The organism is Streptomyces thermodiastaticus (assembly GCF_014656135.1).
Lineage (GTDB): Bacteria > Actinomycetota > Actinomycetes > Streptomycetales > Streptomycetaceae > Streptomyces > Streptomyces thermodiastaticus.
On the sequence record NZ_BNBV01000014.1, the window covers coordinates 109,564 to 130,267 of the forward strand.

A 20,704-nucleotide genomic window follows, 5' to 3' on the forward strand; every position below is an offset into this window, starting at 1 on the left:
TACACAAGGGAGTTGCGTGCGCCCCGTCGCCCCCTTCCCGCCGCGAACGCGACATGCGGCACATGCTGTGCCGTTCCGGCGGTTCACGGCCGGTACATGTCTTCGACTCCTGCACGGGACGGAACGTCAGAAAGCTTTAATCTTCTACGACTTGACGCTGTTTGGTCCAGACCTTTAGGTTCCGGGTCGGCAGCGCAACCTCCCCCCAGCCGCGACGTGGTCGCCGTTGTCGCGTGGACGCGCCGTCAGCTTCGTCAACAATCATTCCGACAACTGAAAGAGTGTGAACCTCCAGCCATGGTCGGACACTCTCCGAACCGCTCGACCGTCGTGAAGAGCGGTCTGGCGGCGACCGTGCTCGCCCTGTCGGCGGCCCTGATGACCGCCGCTCCGGCTCAGGCCGCCACCGGCTCCATCACCGGCCTGGACGGCAAGTGCCTCGACGTGGCGGGCGCCAGCTCCGCCAACGGCACCCCCGTACAGATCTACGACTGCAACGGCACCAACGCCCAGCAGTGGACCGTCGGCTCCGACGGCACCATCCGCGCCCTCGGCAAATGCCTCGACGTCGTCGACCGGTCCACCGCCGACGGCGCCAAGGTGCAACTGTGGGACTGCACCGGCGGCGCCAACCAGCAGTGGGTCGTCACCGCGGCCCACGACATCGTCAACCCGGCCGCCGACAAGTGCCTGGACGTCACCGACCGCAACAGCGCCAACGGCACCCGCGTCCAGATCTGGACCTGCACCGGCGGCTCCAACCAGAAGTGGAACGCACCGGCCACCGGCGGCGGCACGGGCGGTGGCGGCGGCGACACGGACACCTGCTGGGCGACCCACTACGGGCCCGAGCCGGCCGGCGCCCTGACGGCCAGCGGCGAGCTGTTCGACAACAACGCCGACACCGCGGCCACGTCGCTCAGCCGCAACCCGCAGCTGCCGTTCGGGACGCAGGTGAAGGTGACCAACGTCGCCAACGGCCGCTCTCTGATCGTCCGGATCAACGACCGCGGCACGTTCGCCTACACGCCGCAGGAACCCAAGTGCCTCGACCTGACCGACGGCGCCTTCAGCCGGCTCGGCGGCAGCCTCAACCCGGACGACGGCCACATCGTCGTCACCGAGCAGGTGCTCGGCTGACGTCCGCACCGGGCCGGTGATCCCAGCCGGCCTTCCCTCCCTTCGTTCAAGGAGACATCTTGTCCGTTTCCGCCCCCCGCAGGGGACTGTTCAGACGCCTCGGCCTGCGCCGGGCCACGTTCGGCGCCGCGGCCGCCGGCCTCCTCGCCGCCCTGTTCACCGCCGCTCCGGCTCAGGCCGCCACCGGCTCCATCACCGGCCTGGACGGCAAGTGCCTCGACGTGGCGGGCGCCAGCTCCGCCAACGGCACCCCCGTACAGATCTACGACTGCAACGGCACCAACGCCCAGCAGTGGACCGTCGGCTCCGACGGCACCATCCGCGCCCTCGGCAAATGCCTCGACGTCGTCGACCGGTCCACCGCCGACGGCGCCAAGGTGCAACTGTGGGACTGCACCGGCGGCGCCAACCAGCAGTGGGTCGTCACCGCGGCCCACGACATCGTCAACCCGGCCGCCGACAAGTGCCTGGACGTCACCGACCGCAACAGCGCCAACGGCACCCGCGTCCAGATCTGGACCTGCACCGGCGGCTCCAACCAGAAGTGGAACGCACCGGCCACCGGCGGCGGCACCACCGTGCCGTCGGGCTTCGTGGTCTCCGAGGCCCAGTTCAACCAGATGTTCCCGAACCGGAACCCGTTCTACACCTACCAGGGTCTGGTCCAGGCGCTCAGCGCGTACCCGGGCTTCGCCAACACCGGCGACGACACGACGAAGAAGCAGGAAGCCGCCGCCTTCCTGGCCAACGTCAGCCACGAGACCGGCGGCCTGGTGTACGTGGTCGAGCAGAACACCGCCAACTACCCGACGTACTGCGACTGGAGCCAGCCCTACGGCTGCCCGGCCGGTCAGGCCGCCTACTACGGCCGCGGCCCCATCCAGCTGAGCTGGAACTTCAACTACAAGGCCGCGGGTGACGCGATCGGCGTGGACCTGCTGAACAACCCCTGGCTGGTCGAGAACGACCCGGCGATCGCCTGGAAGACCGGCCTGTGGTACTGGAACACCCAGTCCGGCCCCGGCACCATGACCCCGCACAACGCCATGGTCAACCACGCCGGCTTCGGCCAGACCATCCGCTCCATCAACGGCTCCCTGGAGTGCGACGGCCGGAACCCCGCGCAGGTGCAGAGCCGCGTCGACGCCTACCAGCGCTTCACCTCCATCCTCGGAGTGAGCCCGGGCAACAACCTGTACTGCTGATCCGCTCCTGAGCAGCGACACCATGTGTGCCCACGGCAGGAAACGCCGTGGGCACACGTGCTGTTTCCACCGCCGGCGCCGGGGACGCGCGATCAGGCCGTGTTCCCTCACGCGGACAGCCGCCCTGGTGCGAGCGGCGCCGGACAAGGATTCCGGCGCCGGCCTGTGGGGGAGGTCGGCATGGGGTCTCCAGTACCGGAAGGGCCTGTGGGGGGACAGGGGACGCACACGGCTGAGAGCGCTCTCACGATGAGTTGTACCGCCACCGCTCGCACCCGTCAACGCCTGAACGCGGACGGAGATCTCCCCTCATCGCTCGTCACCCACCCGCCCGCCATAAACGTGATGCAGCGCACATGTGTGCCGCTTCCGGTGGTCCACGGCCGGCACGCCCTTCTCCTCGACTGCACCGGACACGACGTCAAAAACCTTGCTGAATTCAACACTTGACGCCAGTGGTGCAGACCTTTAGGTTCCAGAGCGACAGCGCTACCTGCCTCAGATGCGGCTGTGTCGCCGTCGCCCGGTGGGCGCGCCGTCGTCTTTGCCCCCCACCCCCCATTGAAAGAGTGTGAACCCCCACCATGGCAGGACACTCTTCGACCCGTTCGGCCACCGTGACGAGTGGTTTAGCAGCGACCGTGCTCACCGTGCCCACGGGCCTGACGACCGCCTCCCCCGTTCAGGCCGCCGTCGGCACCATCACCTGCTTCGCCGACGAGTGCCCCGACATCGCGGGGGCCGCCTCGGCCCACGGCATCTCCGTGTAGTCCAGGACTGCCTCGATCCGGACGACGGCCACATCGTCGTCACCGAGCAGCTGCTCGGCTGACGTGCGCATCAGGCCGGTGATGCCATCCGGCCTGCTCTTCCTCTCTTCAAGGAGCGATCTTGACTGCTTCCACCACCCGTCAGGGACTCTCGGCCCGACGCCTCGGCCTGCGCCGGGCGACGCTCGGCGTCGCGACGGCCGGTCTTGTCGCCGCCATGTTCACGGTCGGGCCGGCCCAGGCCGCGACCGGCCCCGTCGCCGGCAGCACCCACGTGAGCGCGTCGGCCGCCGGCAGCGACGCGATCCAGGCGAACTTCGTGGTCTCCGAGGCCCAGTTCAACCAGATGTTCCCGAACCGGAACCCGTTCTACACCTACCAGGGTCTGGTCCAGGCGCTCAGCGCGTACCCGGGCTTCGCCAACACCGGCGACGACACGACGAAGAAGCAGGAGGCCGCCGCCTTCCTGGCCAACGTCAGCCACGAGACCGGCGGCCTGGTGTACGTGGTCGAGCAGAACACCGCCAACTACCCGACGTACTGCGACTGGAGCCAGCCCTACGGCTGCCCCGCCGGTCAGGCCGCCTACTACGGCCGCGGCCCCATCCAGCTGAGCTGGAACTTCAACTACAAGGCCGCGGGTGACGCGATCGGCGTGGACCTGCTGAACAACCCCTGGCTGGTCGAGAACGACCCGGCGATCGCCTGGAAGACCGGCCTGTGGTACTGGAACACCCAGTCCGGCCCCGGCACCATGACCCCGCACAACGCCATGGTCAACCACGCCGGCTTCGGCCAGACCATCCGCTCCATCAACGGCTCCCTGGAGTGCGACGGCCGGAACCCCGCGCAGGTGCAGAGCCGCGTCGACGCCTACCAGCGCTTCACCTCCATCCTCGGAGTGAGCCCGGGCAACAACCTGTACTGCTGAGGCTCACGCGGCCACACGTATGACGTGTGCCCACGGCGGGAGGACGCCGTGGGCACACGTGCTGTCTCGTGGTCCACGGCAGCGCACTTGTCACTGCGGACCGCGGGACGGCGGTACACACACCGCACGACGCCCCGGACGAGCCCGCAATCCGGCGGCGGCCGCACACCGGCGGATACCCTGAGGCACCGTCCGCACCGGCGCCATGAGCGCAACGCGCCCGCATCCGCAGGCGGCCCGGCATCCGCTCACGGCGCCGGACGGAGAAGGAGGTGTGGCGTGAGTTCCCCAGGTCTTTCTCCAGGTGTGCACCTGCGCGAGGTCACGGGCGACAACCGGGACGCCGTGCGCGCCCTCCGTGTCCGGCGCGACCAGCGGCAGTTCGTCGCATCCGTGTCCGAGTCGCTCGAGGACGCCGCGCAGCAGCCACAGGCCCGTCCCTGGTACCGCGCCGTGTATCGGGGCGAGGAACCGGTCGGCTTCGTGATGCTGATATGGCGGCCTTCGGACGGCCCGTTCCGGGACCGGCACTTCCTGTGGCGCTTTCTGATCGACCGGCGGTACCAGAGACGCGGCATCGGGCGGCAGGCCCTCACGCAGGTCGCCGGCCTGGTGATGGCGGACGGCGCGTCCGAGCTGCTGACCAGTTACGAGCCCGGGGACGGCGAGCCGTTGCCTTTCTACCGTGCGCTCGGGTTCGAGGCCACCGGGCAGGTCTGGGACGGGGAGATCGTGCTGCGGCTGGCCCTTCCCGCTCGGTGAGTGTCCCGGCACCGCCGAGGCACCGCACCCGGCCCCTCTCCCCCGGCGGCTCGCCGGACGCGTCCGCGCCGCACCCTGACCGGCCGGTGCGAGGTGTGGGGTCGTACGGCACCGTCACCCCCTCGGCCCCCCGGCACGGCAGCGGCCGCCCGCGCACCAGGCGCTCGACACGCCGGTGCGCGGACGGCCGCACGAGGTGTGCCCGCCTACCGCCAGGTGACGGTGACCGGCCCGTGCACGGTGTGCCGGGGCAGGCTGATCGTGAGGGTTCCGGTCGCACGGTCCCAGTGCCAGTCGGCGCGGGTGAGGCGGACGCCGGTGGCGGACACCTCGGCCGGCGCATGGTCCGTGCCCAGCAGGGACAGCGTCCACCGGCGGTCCTTCACCTGGCCGGGGAAGGAGCCGTGCGCCGCGTCGATGGTCACCGTGTGGCGGGAGCCGTCGCGGGTGTGGCGGACGGTCGTCGTGGCGCTGTGCCCCGGGCCCGTGCCGGTGCCGTCGTCCTCGTAGAGCCGGTACGAGCCGGACGCCCCGGTGGCCACGGTCAGGGTGACGTCGGTCAGCGGTGCCTTGCCGTGGGCCGCGACGTCATGGGTGCGCGTGGGCAGGATCCCGCCGTCCTTGACGAACACGGGCATGGTGTCCAGGCCGGTGGTGACCTCCTGGGTGGTGCCGCCCTGGTAGGTCCTGCCGGTGAACCAGTCGGTCCACCGGCCGGGCGGGAACCACACCGTGGTGGTCGCGGTCGTCCCCGGTGTGGTGACCGGGGCGACCAGGACGTCGGGCCCGTACAGGTACTCGCTGCCGGCGGTGGCGTACGCCTGGTCCTCCTCCGGGTACTCCAGGTAGGTCGCACGGACGATCGGCACACCGGTGCGGTGCGCCTCCTCGGCCAGGGCGTAGGTGTAGGGCACCAGGCTCTCGCGGAGGTTGAGGAACCGGTCGGCGGAGGCGCGGGCCTCGGTGCCGTACTGCCAGGGCAGCCGGTCGCTGTGGTTGCTGTGCAGGCGGTCGATCGGCTGGAAGGTGCCGAACTGCACCCAGCGGGCGTACAGGTCGTCGGGCAGCTTGTACGTGGTGCGGGTCTTCCCGCCGTCGGTCCAGGTCTCCGAACCGGGCAGTCCCGTCGTGTCGTTGTGGCCGCCGATGTCGTGCGTGATGGCGGCCATCCCGGTCGCCGCGGACTCACCCGGTGTGTAGCCGACCTCCAGCCTCAGGGTGCCCCAGGTGGAGGAGGTGTCGCCGGTGAAGTGCACGGTGGTGCGTTTGTCCGCCCACGGCCCGGTCGGCACCGCCTGCTGGCCGCTGTACCCGCCCGCCTGGAGCGAGCCGTAGGCGCGCGAGAGGACGAAGCCGCGGCCGAGGCGCTCGCCGGTCATGGTGGCGTACTGCTGGTTGATCCACGCGTCCGGCGTCACGCCGCGCAGGGACGACTGCGAGGAGTCGCAGCACCAGTCCAGCCACCAGAAGTCGTTGCCCTGGTCGTCCATGGTCCGGTGCAGGTCCAGGTAGGCCTTGAGCTGGTCGGGATCGCCGAAGTCGAAGGTGTAGCAGTTGTCCTCCACCGAGGCACCGGACGCGCACCCGCCCTTGGTCAGTTTCCCCTTGGCCGTGGCCTGTGCCCGGGGGAACTGGGGGTCGGAGGCGAGGATGCTCGGGTGCACGTTGAGCGTGTTGTGCAGTCCCTGGGCGGCCGACCAGTCGAAGAACCCCTTGGGGTCCGGGAACCGGTCGCGGTCGATCTCCCAGCCGCTCCATTTGTTGACGGCCTTGTAGTCCGTGTCGGTCACCAGCACGTCCAGCGGGACGCCTTCGGAACGGAAGGCCGGGAGGATGGTGTTCTGGTAGTCGGCCGCGGTGCGGTCGATGTACTCCGAGTACCACACGCCGTACGCCCAGGGCGGCAGCAGCGCCGGGGGCCCGGTCAGGGCCGCCAGGTCGGCGAGTGCCTGTTTGTAGTCGTGTCCGTAGGCGAAGACATAGCCGTCCTGGTAGGGCTCGCCACCGTGCGCGGGGCGCGGTGTCACCTGCCGCGTCGCGGGGTCGTAGAGCGCGGACGGGGTGTCGTCCAGCAGGTACCAGCCGTCCTTGTGCAGCAGGCCGGGGGTGGTCACCGGGGCGGGCCCGGTGCCGGTGACGCCGTCCAGGCCGCGGCGGTAGCCGCCGAGCGCCAGGTGCGGCTGCGGGGCCGGGGATCCGGCGGAGGTGACGGACACCGTGTCCAGGTTGATGTGGCAGCTCGTCTCCTCGGGGCAGCCGAGGGTGACGTCGTTCTCCCCCGCGGTCAGCGTCACCGGCACGGAGGCGGTCCGCCAGTCGTCCCAGTTCTCGGTCGCCGGCAGGGTGAGGGTTCCGGTGGCGGCACCGGTGGACACCGAGGCGGTGCGGGTCTGGTGCAGGCCGTCGCCCCCGGTGCCGTTGGCGTAGCGCACCCGCAGGGTGTAGACGCCGTCGGCCGGGACCCCGACCAGGTGGGTGGTCACGCTCGATCCCCGGTTCAGCTCGGCGACGAAGCCGTCGCCCGCGTAGCCGGTGTGGTCGGTGGCGCTGGTCGCGGTGCCGGTGATCCGTCCGTCCTCCGCCTCGCAGCTCGTGCCGAGCAGGCAGCCGGTGATCGCGGTGGTGGCCGCCGACGGATACGGATCACCGGGGTGCACCAGCGCGAGGCTGTCGACGTTGACGTTGCCGGTGTCCGAGGCGGTGCGGGTCAGCGTGAGCGTGTGGTGGCCCGCGCCGAGCCGGACGTGTGCGGTGGCGAGTTTCCAGGTGTCCCAGTTTCCCGTGGCCGGCAGGGTCAGCGTCGTGGGTGCCGCGCCGTCGACCGTCAGGGTCAGGGTCCGGGTCTCGTTCTTGCCGTCCCCGCCGAGGGCGTTGGCGTATCGCACGGCGACGTCGTAGGCGCCGGCGTCCGTGACATCGATGTCAGCGGACACGGAGCTGCCGGTGCCCGTGAAGCCGGCGGCGAATCCGCTGCCGGTGTGTCCGGTGTGATCGGCGGCCGCGGACACGCCGTCGAGCCGGAGCTTCTCCGCCTCGCACAGGGCGCCGGGCGAGCAGACCAGCCGGTGCCAGGGCGCCGCGGTGACGGGGGCGTCGCCCGCGGTGAGCCGCACCGAGAGGTTGTGGGCGTCGAACGGTCCGGAGCCGACCCGGTAGCGCAGGGTCATCGCGCTCGTCGTGATGGTGAGCCAGCCCCCGCTGGTGCGGGCCTTGTAGGGGGTCGGGGTGAAGTCGTCGCGGCCGATCGCGTTGAAGGTGGGGGCGTCGGTGAAGGCGCGGTCGCCCGCGTACTCGGTGCGGACGAGTGTCGGGGAGAGGATCTGGAAGCGGGCGTCACCGGAGGTGACGGTGGGTATGCGGGGGGGCTGACCGGCGCTGTGGGCCGATGCGGGCGGTGCGCCGGGCGACACGGCGGTGACGGCCATGCCCAGCGCGGCGGTGACCGACCACCGCCGCAGGAGCCGCCACCGTCTCCTTGTGCTGCGTCTCACGAGCAACTCCGTTTCAGGTCTGCCGGCGCGGTCCGGTCCGGCTCGCGCCGGTGGGGACAAGACCTCGTTCAGCGTGGTGAGTTGAGCGTGAGCATCACATCACGTCGATGGCCACCGTGTACATGACCATGACAGCCGAAAGCGGGCCCCCTGGCAGCGGTGCCGTTCCGGCCATGGAAGCCCGGACCGCGGCCGGAACGCCCGACGCCCAGGAACCGCCGCCCGATGACGGCCGGGTGGCCACCGACCCGCGCAGGCCGCGTCGATGAGCGCGGCGGCGGTGCCGAGCGCCGGCCCGTCCAGGCGGTCGGCACCCGGGCCGGCCCGGGTCGCGGGGCCGTCGAAGACCAGGGCGAGCCGGCGGGCGAGAGGCTCCGGGTAAACGGCACCGGCGCGTTCCGCCTCGGCGCGGAAGAACGCCGGCGTATCGGCCTTGTGCCGCAGTGCCACGACGCCGGCCGGATGCCTCGGTGTCCTTCAGCTCCACCAGCGTCGACACACAGGGGCAGCCGCAGTACCCGGGGTCCTGGGCAACCTCCTCCAGCCGGAACACATACAGCATCCGGCTCGCGCGGCGAGTCGGGGGTGTCCGGCGGCGGAAGCAGGAACGCGCTCACCGCCTGCGCCCGGCGCTCCAGCGACGCGGCGATGATCGCGTCCTTGCTGTCGTGTCCGCGGCCGGCGCACTGACCGCCGCAGGTGCCGGCCGGTGCGCCTGTGGGGGCCGCGGGTTCATCCTGCGGCCCTCGCCGTCCCACACTCTGACGCACACGCCACCCCCTCACCCGTCCCCGCTACCCTCTTCGGGCGCGCGTTCGACACGGTCCACCGGACGGTGTGCGCGTCTTGAGCACCATCACGAGAACGAGGAGGCGGCACGGTGCCGCAGGGGCAGACAGCCGACCCGGAGATGATTCCGTCGGCACGGACACAGGAGCGCCGGCTCCGCCGCGACCTGGGCTTCTGGGGGCTGACGGCGATCGCCTTCTCCAACATCGTCGGCTCCGGATGGCTGTTCGCCGCGATGTACGCCGCTCAGACGGCCGGCCCGGCCTCGCTGCTGTCCTGGGTGGGCGCGGGACTGCTGTGCATGCTGGTGGCCCTGGTGATGATCGAGCTGGGTGCGTCCCGGCCGGAGGGCGGCGGCACGGTGCGCTGGCCGCTGTACGCCTCGGGACGCCTGGTCGGCACGATGATCGGCTGGTCGGTGCTGCTGTCGGTGGGCGGCACCGCGGCGGAGATCAGCGCGATCATGCAGTACGCCGCGCACTACCTGCCCGGCCTGTACCGGGACGGCTCGCTGACGATCAGCGGCCTGGGGGTGGCGGCGGCGCTGAGCATCGTGCTGACGGTGCTCAACTGGTTCGCGGTACGGCTGTTCGCACGGCTGAACAACCTGCTGACCGTGTTCAAGATCGCGGTGCCCCTGCTCACGGTGGTGGCGCTGCTGGCGTCCGGGTGGGACAGCAGCCGGCTGACCGACCACGGCGGGTTCGCCCCCTACGGATACGCCGCCTGCCTGTCGGCGCTGGCCGGCGGCGGCATCGTGTACTCGGTGAACGGGTTCCAGGCGCCGCTGGACTTCTCCGGCGAGACCAGGAACCCGCGGCGCACCGTGCCCGCCTCGGTGCTGGCCGGGATCGGTCTGGCCGTGGTGATGTACCTGGCGCTGCAGCTGGCGTTCCTGTTCGCGGTGCCCGACAGCGCGCTGACGCACGGCTGGCAGGGCGTGAACTTCGACTCGCCGTTCGGGCAGCTGGCCCTGGTGCTCAACCTGCACTGGCTGTCGACGCTGCTGTACGCGGACGCCGTCGTCTCGCCGGGCGGCTCGGCCTACGTCGGGGTCGCGCTGGACGCCCGGCACACGTACGCGCTGGCGAAGAACGGCACGCTGCCGCGCTGGTTCATGGCAGTGGAGCAGCGCTCGGGCATACCGCGCCGGGCCCTGGTGCTGAACCTCGCGGTGATCCTGGTGTTCCTGCTGCCCTTCGGCGGCTGGCAGGACATCGTGAGCGTCATGGGGGACATGTATCTGCTCACCTACGCGGCCTGCGCGGTCGCGGCCGCGGTGTTCCTGACGGCTCCGGGCGGCCGCACCGCCGGGTGGGTGCCCGGCCTGCGCTGGACAGCTCCCGTGGCGTTCGTGGTGTCCGCCGAGTTCGTGTACTGGTCGGGATGGCACGACCTGCGGCTGGCGCTGCCGCTGGTGCTGGCGGGCCTGCTGGTGTTCCTCGCCATGCACCGCGGCACCGGGACGGGCCGGCCGCTCACCGCGGAACTGGCGACGGGCACGTGGCTGGTGGTGTTCCTCGCGGTGCTCACGCTGCTGTCCTGGCTCGGCTCGTTCGGCGGCTCGGGACGCCTCCCGGCGCCCTGGGACTCCCTGACGGTGGCGGTCTTCGGGATCGCGGTCTTCTTCTGGGCGGTGCGCTCGGGCGTCCGCGTCCAGGCGGTGAGGGCGCACACGGACAGCCCCGCCCAGGGATGAGGTCCGCTCCGGGTTGCGCACACGCGGCAGAGGACGTGTGCGCGGTCCGGCTGCGTTTCCGCACGCTGCACGCTGACGGCGCATCAGCCGCGCCGGTTCGGACGTGAGGACCGTCGCCGGGACGAGCTGAGTAGGTGTCAGCCCGCACCCTGTCGAACCAAAGCGCCTTCAGGTTTCCACGAAGCGCCCGCATCTGACCTCCCATCAGCCGGTACGGGGGCGCCGAACGGCGCCGGGTGCCCCGATCGGCCCGCCGGGGCAGCCCTTCCAGATCCGCCCGACATGACAGGTATGAGGGGGCTGAGTACGTTCGGTCACACGCCGGCCGTCACCGCCGGCGCCGCACCGACTCCGGGACCAGGTAAGGCAGTGCCATGTTCACGAACCGTTCCTATGTGTTCAACACGAGCGTCGCGACGGCGGCGGCCCTGACCGCGGCCGGCATCACCTACGCCACGACCACCCCCGCCCACGACGCCCGGATGACCCCGGCCGCCGTCCGCCAGGCTCCCGCGCAGGCACCCCAGGGCAAAGACTCCGGCTCGAGGAACAGCTCCGGCGAGGACGGCGGCCGGGACGGCGAAGGCGACGGCCACGGCGGCGGGGACGGCCGGCGGGACCGGCACGACGACCACGACGAGGGCTGGATCCACATCAACGAGCGGTCCTACTACGCCCACCCCGCCGGCTGCATCACCGTGATCAGCGGTCTGGGGGCCACGAGCCTGAACATCACCAACGACAGCCGCCGCACCGTCGAGATCTACCGCGGCGTGACCTGCGACGGCGGCGCCCCGATCGCCACCGTCGGCCCCCGCAGCTCCACCCACGGCATCGTCCCCGGGCCCGTCGACGGCATCTACGTGAAGGACGGCATCGCGGGCAGCTTCCGCGTCGTCGACGACGAGTACCACGACGCCGCGGATCACGACGACGACCTCTGACCACCACGCACCGCACCCACCGCGCCGACCGCGCACCCCGTGGAGACGGCCCCGGCCCGCCGTAATCCGGCCGGCGCCCTATCCCGTTCGTGCGCACCCGGCAACGTCTCCGCCAACCTTGGGCCCGGCGGACGTCGCGGCCGCCCGCGGCCGCTCCGGAACTGCGGCCGCCCTCGGCGCTTTCCTCGCGCGGCCGAAGACACCGGCCCGCAGCGACAGGCTGCGGGCACTGCGGTGACTTACTGTATGCGCATGATCACAAAGAGATACCAGGCCGCCGGGTGGCGCAGCCGTCCGTCGGTCTCCCGAGCCCTCGGCGTGGTGTGCGCCGTGGCCGCGGCGGGCCTGCTCACCGGCTGCGGCGGAAACGACACGGGCGACTCCGCCACGGCGTCCCCCTCGGCCGAGCCCCTGCAGGCGCAGGCGACCTCCCCGTCGCCGACCGACGCCTCGCCCGCCTCCCCCACGGCCGCCTCGCCCTCGCCGAGCGACAGCCGGCTCACCGAGGACCAGGCCGAGCGCAAGGCGATCGTGCCCAAGGTCAAGATCGGCTGGGACAAGGCCCTGGACACCGCCGTGCGGAAGGTGCCCGACGCCAAGCCGGTCTCGGTCGAACTGGACGGGCCGGCCGACAAGCCCGCCTGGAAGGCCGAGGTGGCGACCGCCGACGGCACCGCTCACACCGTCCGGGTCGACGCGGTCACCGGCACGGCCGACCAGGCCCGCACCGACAGCGACCAGGACCCCGACGACAAGCGGGAGCTGGCCGACCTGTTGAAGAAGGCCACCGTCACCCCGCAGCAGGCGGTGCGGACCGCCACCGACAAGACCAAGGGCACCGTCACCTCCGTCGGATTGGGCGACACCGACCAGGGCGCACCCAAGTGGTCCGTCGACGTGGTCACGACCGACAACTGGAACAAGACCACGTACGACATCGACGCCGCGAACCGCAAGATCCTCCGGGAACACATGGACCGGGACTGAGGACCGAGGACCGGGACGAGTCCGGCCGGTCCTACGTCCTTCGCCCGTTACGTCGCTGGGGCAGCCTCACTACCGTGCCCGTCATGGATACGACAGGCACACTCGACGAGGCGCTCCAGCGACTCCACCGCTGCGGACCCGAGCGGCTCGGCCGGCTGAGCAACCACGCGCCGATGGCCGTGGAAGCCCTCGTCACCCACGGGCACGCACGCTCCGTGCACCGCTGGATCGACCACTACGCCCGCAGACTGGAGGAGTTCCCGTCCGGCACGCGGCCGGTCACGGCCGCCGACTGGCGTGAGGCGCTGGGGGATCCGCGCCGGGTGGCGGACTGGATCGCCTTCTTCGCGCACGAGGTCGCCGAGCGTCCCTGGACCGAGCTGCTCGCGCAGTGGTGGCCCCGGCTGCTGCCCGGACTGTACGGCGGGTCGACGCATCCGGTGATCCGGGTGGGTCACGCCGTGCGCACCCTGCTGGCCGGGGAGACGACCGGTCCGCGCCTGGCCGAGCTGGCCCATGGCCTGGGCTACTGGGCCGCCCGGCACCGGCCCGTCACGGGTGTCACCGGTGTGCCCGGCGCGGACAGTGCCGCCGCCGCGCTGGACGCGGTGGAGCCCGTCGCCGAGCGGCAGGGCCCCTTCCCCTCCCGGCTGGAGCGCGTCCGGCGTCTGCCGGTGTGGGCGGCGTCGGTCGCCGATCCCGACGAGGCCCGGCGCCGCCTGGCCGAACTGGTGCGGGCTGCCACCCATCGCTACGCCACCCACGGCCACGGCGAGGAGACCATGCTGGTCCACGCGGCCACCGCGCCCAACGCCGTGCTGCGCACCCTGCCCGCGCTCCCCCGGACCCTGTGGGTGCCGAGCCTGCGGGCGGCGTGGACGGCGTCCGCCGCGGTGACCGCGATGTACGCGCCCGACGCCCCGGTCGCCTACCGCGCACCGGCCGGCCTGTCCGCCGACGAGGTCTTCGAACGGGCCCTGCGCCACGGCGACGAGCACGTCCTCAAGTTCACCGACACCGCCCTCGACGTCGGTGACGCGCAGGCGCTGGCGGCGGCACTGCGCTGCATGGAACTGAGCGAGCCGCTGACCTGAGCCGTCCGGTCCCGGGCACCTTCCCCGGGCCCGGACGGCTTTCCGCGGCTGTCGGTCAGACGGACGCCGGACGCAGCCGGTAGGCGTAGGTGTAGGTCCGGCCGGAGTGCAGCAGATACGGCTCCAGCGGGGCCGCGCCCCAGGAGTTGATGCCGCCGACCCCCATCTGACGGTGGTTGACCAGCAGGATCGTCTCGTCGCGCCGGGTGAGCTGGTACGGATGCCGGGGGCCGTCCAGGTCGAACGGCGTGTAGTGCAGGGCGCTGGTCTCCAGCAGGCCCTCGCCGTCGGCGGGATCGGCGATCACCGTCAGGCCCTGCCCGGACCGGTCGGTCACCGACAGGCGGCGCACGTCCGTCTGGTTGCCCGTCTGCTGGGGACGCACATAGGGCGCGACCTGCTGGTCGACGGTGGAGTGCCAGCGTCCCACGAAGGCGGATGCCTTGCGGTCCTGGTAGTTCTCGTGCGGGCCGCGGCCGAACCAGTCGAGCCGTTCGTGTCCCGGCGGCACGGTCAGCAGCGCGCCGACCATCGGCAGGTCAGGCAGTCCGGCCGGGGCGTCCAGGGTGTGCCGTATCCGTATCTCGCCGTCGGCCCGCACCCGGAAGACCGTGTGCCAGGTTGCGGTCGCCGGCTCGGTGGGCAGGGTGCAGGCGACCTCGATGACCACCTCCCCGGCCGCCGGCTGTGCGGTCTCCACGGACGTCACCGTCCGCTTGGATCCCGCGTCGCGCCAGGTGGCGGCCGTCTGCTGGAAGTCGCGGCCGATGTCGTTGTCGGTGGGGCCGCGCCAGAAGTTCGGCACCGGTCCCTCGGCGAGCACCCGCTGTCCCTTGACGGTGCAGGTGGTGAACGTGCCGGTGGTCTTGGACAGCACCACCTCCACGTCCCGGCCGCTCACCCGTACCTCGGTGTCCGTCTCGGTCAGGTGCAGGCTGCCGCGGACGGGGGTGTCCGCGGGTGCCGGGGTGTGCCAGTCGAGCGGAAGCTGCTCCGCGGCGACTTCGTGTCCGGCGTCCGCCCAGGAGGTGTCCTCGCGCAGCACGAAGGACAGATTCAGGAAGTACTCGGCACCGGGCGCCGGGGACGCGGGCCTGCGGTAGGGGATGTGCAGCGTGCCTTCCTCGCCGGGTTCCACCGACGGCGCCGGCAGGGTGCCGTGCTGGATCTCCTCGCCGTCCCGGGTCAGCGTCCAGCGGACCGTGTAGGCGTCCAGGCCGCTGAACATGTGCTTGTTGCGGACCTGGACGGTGCCGCCCGAGGCGCCGGTGAGGTCACCGGCCGTGACACCCACCGGCTGGTAGCACTTCTTCACCTCGATCAGCCCGGGGTGGACCGAGCGATCGGCGGCGACCATGCCGTTGCACGAGAAGTTGCCGTCGGTGGGGTAGCCGTCGTGCCAGTCGCCGCCGTAGGAGAGATACGTGTGCCGGGGGTCGCCCGGCACGGGCAGCCGGATGGCCTGGTCGGCCCAGTCCCAGACGAAGGCGCCGTGCAGGTTGGGGTACTTCTCGAAGACGTCCCAGTACTCCTTGAGGTTGCCGCCGCTGTTGCCCATGGAGTGGTTGTACTCGCACAGCATGAACGGGGTCTGTGCGCCCGACCTGCCGTAGGCCTCCACACCGGCCGGACTGGTGTACATCTCGCTGTGCAGGTCGGCGACGGCGTTCATGCCCTCGTAGTGCACGGGGCGGGAGGCGTCACGGGCGTGCACCCAGTCCGCCATGACCTGGAAGGTGCTGCCCTGTCCGGCCTCGTTGCCGAGCGACCAGACGACGACGCACGGGTGGTTCTTGTCCCGTTCGACCATCGAGCGCAGCCGGTCCACGCAGGCGTCGGTCCACTCCGGCAGCAACCCGGGCACGGTGTCGCGGACGCCGTGTGTCTCCAGGTTGGTCTCGTCGATGACGTACAGCCCGTACTCGTCGCACAGCTCCAGCCAGCGCGGGTGGTTGGGGTAGTGCGAGGTGCGCACGGCGTTGATGTTGTGCTGCTTCATCAGGCGGATGTCCTGGATCATCCGCTGCTCGTCGACGGCCTGACCGCGCTCGGGGTCGGTCTCGTGGCGGTTGGTGCCGCGGAACATCACCGGACGGCCGTTGACGGTGAACGTCCCCGGCCCGTACTCGACCTGGCGGAAGCCGACACGTGTGCTGTGCAGGTCGGTGGTCCGGCCGTGCGCGTCGGTGAGGGTCAGCACGAGGGTGTACAGGTTCGGGTCCTCGGCGGACCACAGAGCGGGGCGGCGCACGTCGCCGCGCAGCGTCACCGAGCCGTCACCGGCGTCGTCCGACAACCGCAGCACCCGGTGGCCGCGGGCGTCGAACAGCTCCGCGGTGACACGGTGACCGGCGGTGCCCGCACCGGCCCGGTCCCGCAGGGAGACGTCGACGGTGAGGCGGGCGTCGCGGTAGGCGTCGTCCAGCTCGGTGTGCACGAACAGGTCGTGCACATGCACCTGCGGCACGGAGTACAGGTAGACGTCCCGGAAGATCCCGGACAGGTCGATCATGTCCTGGTCCTCCAGCCAGCTGCCGTCGGACCAGCGGTGCACCTGCACGGCCAAAGTGTTGGAGCCCGGTTGCAGATGGGGCGTGATGTCGAACTCGGCGGGGGTGTAGCTGTCCTCGCTGTAGCCGACCTGCTCGCCGTTGACCCAGACGAAGAACGCCGACTTCACGCCCTGGAACGACAGCAGCGTGCGCCGCCCCGCCCAGCCGCCGGGCACGGTGAAGGTGCGGCGGTAGGAGCCGACCGGGTTGAAGTCGTGCGGCACATCGGGCGGGTCGGGCTTCTCGTAGCCCACCCACGGGTACTCGATGTTCAGGTAGATCGGCTCCGGGTAGCCCTCGATCTCCCAGTTGGACGGCACCGGGATGCGGTCCCATCCGCTGTCGTCGTAGTCCGGTCTCTCGAAGCCGGCGGGCCGCTGGTCGGCGTTGCGGGACCAATGGAAGCGCCAGCTGCCGTTCAGACTGCGGTAGTAGGGCGAGTCCTGGAACCGCCCCCGCAGAGCCTGGTCCCGGCTTCCGTAGGGCACCAGCCGGGCCCTGGCCGGCTCGCGGCCGGCCTGGTAGACGCGCGGAGCGGCGTCCCAGGGCTCGCCCTGCGCGGCCGCGAACGCCCGCTTCTGGGCGCAGAAGGCAGCCCAGCCGGCCAGTGCGCCGGCGGTGAGCACCGTACGACGGCGCGGTCGGTGAGGAAGGGTTCTCTCTGCACTCATGTTGCGGCTCCGAACGTAAGGCATCAAGAACCGTCAGCATCGAACGAAGTCCCCCATAGCACAAGAGCGCTGACAGCGCATCGCGTCGCGGCCGCCTCTTGACACGGTGGGTGCGGGCGGGTTTCGCACGCGCCTTCGGTGTGCGCCGAGGCGCGCGCCGCACCGTGCCGTTCACCCCATCTCGTCCGCCGCTTCCGCATCGACCAGCGGCGTTTCGGACACCGGCCGTTCAGACACCGGGGGCCTGAGCACGGGCTTCGCTCGCCGGGCACCTTGGGACTGCGGGGTTCTGGCACGTCCGGAATCGAGCGCGTTCGATTCCCCGCCCGGGTCGTTGAGCCGTGCACCGCCGAGCCGTTCCGGCACGGCTCGACCTCAGGGAGGAACACGGATGACCGTCACCGACACCCCGGCCGCACACGGCGCCACGCCGCCCCCTCCGCCGCCCGCCACCATCTCCTACGAGGGCGAGTTCGCCAAGAACCCGCTGGCCGAGGCCGGTTTCGGCGCGATGTGCCGGCGACTGCCGGGCGTGCTCGGCCACACCGTGCGGATGGCCTGGGCGGTGGACCGGACCGGCGTCGTCCTGCTGCTGCTCTGCCAGCTGCTGGCCGGCGCCGCGGCCGCCGTCGTCCTCGCCTTCACCGCACGCGCCATGCACCACGTCCTCGGCACGGGGAGCGTGACCGAACGCCTGCACGACGCACTGCCCGCCCTGGTCGTGGTGGCGGTCGCCGCCGGGACGGGCCGGGCCGGCGGCGCCCTGGCCGCGTACGCCGACGGCCGGATCACACCACGGCTGATGACCGAGGCCGACATCGCGCTCGTGTCCGCGGTGTGCCGGGTGGAGTCCTCCGCGTACGGCGAGGCCGGGTTCGCCGACCGGCAGGAGGCGGCGGAGGTCGGTGCCACCCGGACCCGGTTCATGGTGCAGGACGCGCAGCGGTTCCTGGCCGCCGCGATCCGGATGGTCACCGCGAGCGGTGTGATCACGGCACTGCACTGGACGATGCTGCCGCTGCTCCTGCTGGCGGTGCTCCCGGCCGGCGTGGGCGCGGTGCTGAGCGCGCGGGTCGACTACGAGACCCACTACCTGACCATCGCCGACCGCAACGTCCGCTCCATGATGCGCTGGTGGGCGACGTACTCGCGGTTCGGGGACGAGGTGCGCGCCAACGGCATGACCGGGTACCTCGTCTACTGGTACCGCGCGCTGTCCGACCGCATCGACCGGCGCGCGCTGAGCGCCGCACCGCGGGTGCTGCGCATCTCCCTGGCCACCAGCGCCCTGGGCGGGCTGTTCCTGCTGGGGACCTGGGGGCTGCTGGCGTGGCTGGCCGCCACGGGCCGGGTCGCGCTGCCGGTGGCGGCGACCGCCGTGGTCGCCGTGCAGACCACGCTGGCCGCACTGGGGCAGTTCGTCCAGCACGGCGCCGCGCTGTTCCACACCTCGCTGTACCTGGCGGACATGCGGACCTTCCTCGACCAGGCCGCCGAGCGCGCACCCCGGCGGGGCACCGCCACCGTCCCGGAACGCGTCGACGAGATCCGGCTCGACGACGTGGTCTACCGCTACCCGGGCAGGGAGCAGCCGGCGGTCGACGGTGTCTCGCTGACCCTGCGCCGCGGCGAGATCCTGGCCGTCGTCGGGGAGAACGGCTCGGGCAAGTCGACCCTGGTCAGGCTGATCACGGGGATCCTGCTCGCGGACCGGGGCCGGGTGCTGTGGGACGGGATCGATCTGGCCGGCGCCGATCCCGACGCGGTGTGGAAGCGCACCGCGCTGGTGCCGCAGAACTACGCCCGCTGGCCGCTGCGCGCCCGGGAGAACGTCACCCTGGGACAGCCGAGGACGTTCGACGACGCACCGGTGTGGCAGGCCATGGACGCGGTCGGCATGCGGGAGACGATCGAGGGCCTGCCGAAACAGCTCGACACCCTGCTGGCCAAACAGTGGTGGGGCGGTGCCGAGCTGTCCGGCGGCCAGTGGCAGCGCCTGGCGTGCGCCCGCGCCCTGTACCGCCGCACTCCGCTGCTCGTCCTCGACGAGCCGACCTCGCAGATGGACCCGCGGGGCGAGCACCGGATCCTTGTGGAGATCAAACGCATCGCCGCCGAGCGCATGACGATCGTGGTCACCCACCAGCTGCAGAACACCAGGCTGGCCGACCGGATCGTCGTCCTGCGGCACGGCCGGGTGGCCGAGCAGGGCACGTACGAGGAACTGGCCGCCGCCGGCGGCCTGTTCGCGGAACTGCTCTCCCTGTCCGAGGACCGGTGAGGACCGCGCACCAGCGGCGGTCGGGGGTACCGCGTGCGCTGACACGGCGTGGGAGCGCGCCGCCCGCCCGGGCGCGGGGCGGCGCGCCGCCGGATGCGGGCGGGAGTCGTCAGCGGTGCGGGTGACTGCCGGGGGTCTTCCGGCCGGGGCGCGAGTCACCCCTTTCCCGCCGGATGCCCGGAACGCCCGTGCATGCGAGAGAAGCGGGAAAACCCCAGGTGAGTCCGCGGACCGGATCGCGAGACGGTTTTGCCCCGGCCGCTTACATGTTATTTACATGCTGCGCATGCAGAACTCCGACACCCCGACCCGGACCGGCTGCACGACCGCGCCCGCCGGCGGCCCCACCCCCGCGGACCGTGCCGCCCGCCGCGCGGTCACGGTCTTCCCCGTCCTCGTCGTCGCCGCCGGCCTCATCGGGCTGCTCTCCCCCTCCACCTTCTCCGGGTACGGCCCCGACGTCCCCTACCTTTTGGGGGTGGTCATGTTCTGCATGGGGCTCACCATGTCCCTGGAGGACTTCAAGGGCGTGGCCCGCCGGCCCTGGGTGGTGCTGCTCGGCCTGGCGGCACACTATGTGATCATGCCGGGGCTCGGGTGGCTGATCGCCCATGTGCTGCACCTGTCCCCCGCGCTCGCGGCCGGCGTCATCCTGGTGGGCTGCGCGCCGAGCGGTACGGCGTCCAACGTCGTCACCTACCTCGCGCGCGGTGACGTCGCGCTGAGCGTGTCCGTCGCCACCGTCTCCACCGTCCTCGCTCCGCTGCTGACCCCGCCGCTGACACTGCTGCTGGCGGGCGAGTACCTGCCCGTCGACGCCGGTTCGATGGTGACCGACATCCTCAAGACCGTGCTGCTGCCGGTCTTCGCGGGGCTCGTGGTACGCCTGGTCGCGGGGCGCTGGGTGTCCCGGGTGCTGGGCGCGATGCCGTGGCTGTCGTCGCTGGCGATCGCCGCGATCGTCGCCGTGGTCGTCGCGGGCAGCGCCGACGCCCTGAAGTCCGCCGCGTTCACCGTGCTGGCGGCGGTGGTGCTGCACAACGGCTGCGGGCTGGCCCTCGGCTACGGCTGCGGCCGGCTCACCCGGCTCGGGCGGCCCGCCTCCCGCGCGATGGCCTTCGAGGTCGGCATGCAGAACTCGGGACTGGCCGCCTCGCTCGCCACCGCGCACTTCAGCCCGCTGGCCGCCCTGCCCGCCGCCGTGTTCTCCGTGTGGCACAACATCTCCGGTGCGCTCGTCGCCGCGTGGATGGCACGGCGTGCGGCGGCCCCGTCGGGCGCCGTCGCCGGTCGGTGACCTCGGGCCCCGGTGCGGCCGGGGCCCGCGCACCCCGCGCCGTCCGCCGCCCGGGGTCCCCGTTCGTCCGCAGCTCTTAGCCCAGTCGGCT

At 71.7% G+C, this 20,704-nt stretch carries 13 protein-coding genes; 10 read left to right on the forward strand and 3 right to left on the reverse strand.

Going from position 1 to position 20,704, the window contains the following annotated elements; translation table 11 throughout:
• The first annotated feature begins 378 nt into the window (after nucleotides 1-378).
• Together IE286_RS27905 and IE286_RS15040 are read left to right on the forward strand one after the other, a co-directional pair.
• Nucleotides 379-1,140 carry a lectin gene (locus IE286_RS27905; protein WP_372462555.1) on the forward strand — a complete coding sequence of 254 codons (762 nt, stop codon included), beginning with the start codon at nucleotides 379-381 and terminating at the stop codon, nucleotides 1,138-1,140.
• A 104-nt stretch (nucleotides 1,141-1,244) separates the two neighbouring features.
• Nucleotides 1,245-2,345: a lectin gene (locus tag IE286_RS15040; protein ID WP_373312706.1), complete on the forward strand. Its 1,101-nt coding sequence runs from the start codon at nucleotides 1,245-1,247 to the stop codon at nucleotides 2,343-2,345.
• Nucleotides 2,346-3,027: 682 nt separating this feature from the next.
• Here the strand turns inward: IE286_RS15040 and IE286_RS15045 are convergent.
• Complete coding sequence (locus tag IE286_RS15045; protein WP_189797214.1) at nucleotides 3,028-3,186, reverse strand: hypothetical protein; 159 nt, start codon at nucleotides 3,184-3,186, stop codon at nucleotides 3,028-3,030.
• Between the two features lie 146 nt (nucleotides 3,187-3,332).
• Here IE286_RS15045 and IE286_RS15050 point away from each other — a divergent pair, with 146 nt between their 5' ends.
• Nucleotides 3,333-4,046, forward strand: coding sequence for a chitinase (locus tag IE286_RS15050; protein ID WP_189797246.1), 714 nt, complete (start codon nucleotides 3,333-3,335; stop codon nucleotides 4,044-4,046).
• A 279-nt stretch (nucleotides 4,047-4,325) separates the two neighbouring features.
• Nucleotides 4,326-4,808, forward strand: a complete 483-nt coding sequence (locus IE286_RS15055) for a GNAT family N-acetyltransferase (RefSeq protein ID WP_229862764.1) — start codon at nucleotides 4,326-4,328, stop codon at nucleotides 4,806-4,808.
• 206 nt (nucleotides 4,809-5,014) lie between these two features.
• Here IE286_RS15055 and IE286_RS15060 read toward each other — a convergent pair whose 3' ends face one another.
• The gene (locus IE286_RS15060) at nucleotides 5,015-8,299 is read right to left on the reverse strand and encodes a TIM-barrel domain-containing protein (protein WP_505014456.1); all 3,285 of its coding nucleotides are present in this window, start codon (nucleotides 8,297-8,299) and stop codon (nucleotides 5,015-5,017) included.
• 910 nt (nucleotides 8,300-9,209) lie between these two features.
• Here IE286_RS15060 and IE286_RS15065 point away from each other — a divergent pair.
• From IE286_RS15065 to IE286_RS15080, 4 genes are all read left to right on the forward strand, one after another.
• Nucleotides 9,210-10,787: an APC family permease gene (locus IE286_RS15065; protein WP_189797249.1), complete on the forward strand. Its 1,578-nt coding sequence runs from the start codon at nucleotides 9,210-9,212 to the stop codon at nucleotides 10,785-10,787.
• 374 nt (nucleotides 10,788-11,161) lie between these two features.
• The gene (locus IE286_RS15070) at nucleotides 11,162-11,731 is read left to right on the forward strand and encodes a hypothetical protein (RefSeq protein ID WP_189797215.1); all 570 of its coding nucleotides are present in this window, start codon (nucleotides 11,162-11,164) and stop codon (nucleotides 11,729-11,731) included.
• 252 nt (nucleotides 11,732-11,983) lie between these two features.
• The gene (locus IE286_RS15075; RefSeq protein WP_189797216.1) at nucleotides 11,984-12,718 is read left to right on the forward strand and encodes a PepSY domain-containing protein; all 735 of its coding nucleotides are present in this window, start codon (nucleotides 11,984-11,986) and stop codon (nucleotides 12,716-12,718) included.
• An 83-nt stretch (nucleotides 12,719-12,801) separates the two neighbouring features.
• Entirely contained in the window at nucleotides 12,802-13,812 is a 1,011-nt protein-coding gene (locus IE286_RS15080) for a questin oxidase family protein (RefSeq protein WP_189797217.1), read from the forward strand.
• Nucleotides 13,813-13,867: 55 nt separating this feature from the next.
• Here IE286_RS15080 and lacZ read toward each other — a convergent pair whose 3' ends face one another.
• Nucleotides 13,868-16,990, reverse strand: coding sequence for a beta-galactosidase, LacZ type (gene lacZ / locus IE286_RS15085; RefSeq protein ID WP_229862774.1), 3,123 nt, complete (start codon nucleotides 16,988-16,990; stop codon nucleotides 13,868-13,870).
• Between the two features lie 436 nt (nucleotides 16,991-17,426).
• Here lacZ and IE286_RS15090 point away from each other — a divergent pair, with 436 nt between their 5' ends.
• Complete coding sequence (locus tag IE286_RS15090; protein WP_189797219.1) at nucleotides 17,427-19,316, forward strand: ATP-binding cassette domain-containing protein; 1,890 nt, start codon at nucleotides 17,427-17,429, stop codon at nucleotides 19,314-19,316.
• Nucleotides 19,317-19,602: 286 nt separating this feature from the next.
• Nucleotides 19,603-20,613 carry a bile acid:sodium symporter family protein gene (locus tag IE286_RS15095; RefSeq protein WP_189797250.1) on the forward strand — a complete coding sequence of 337 codons (1,011 nt, stop codon included), beginning with the start codon at nucleotides 19,603-19,605 and terminating at the stop codon, nucleotides 20,611-20,613.
• Nucleotides 20,614-20,704: the final 91 nt, after the last annotated feature.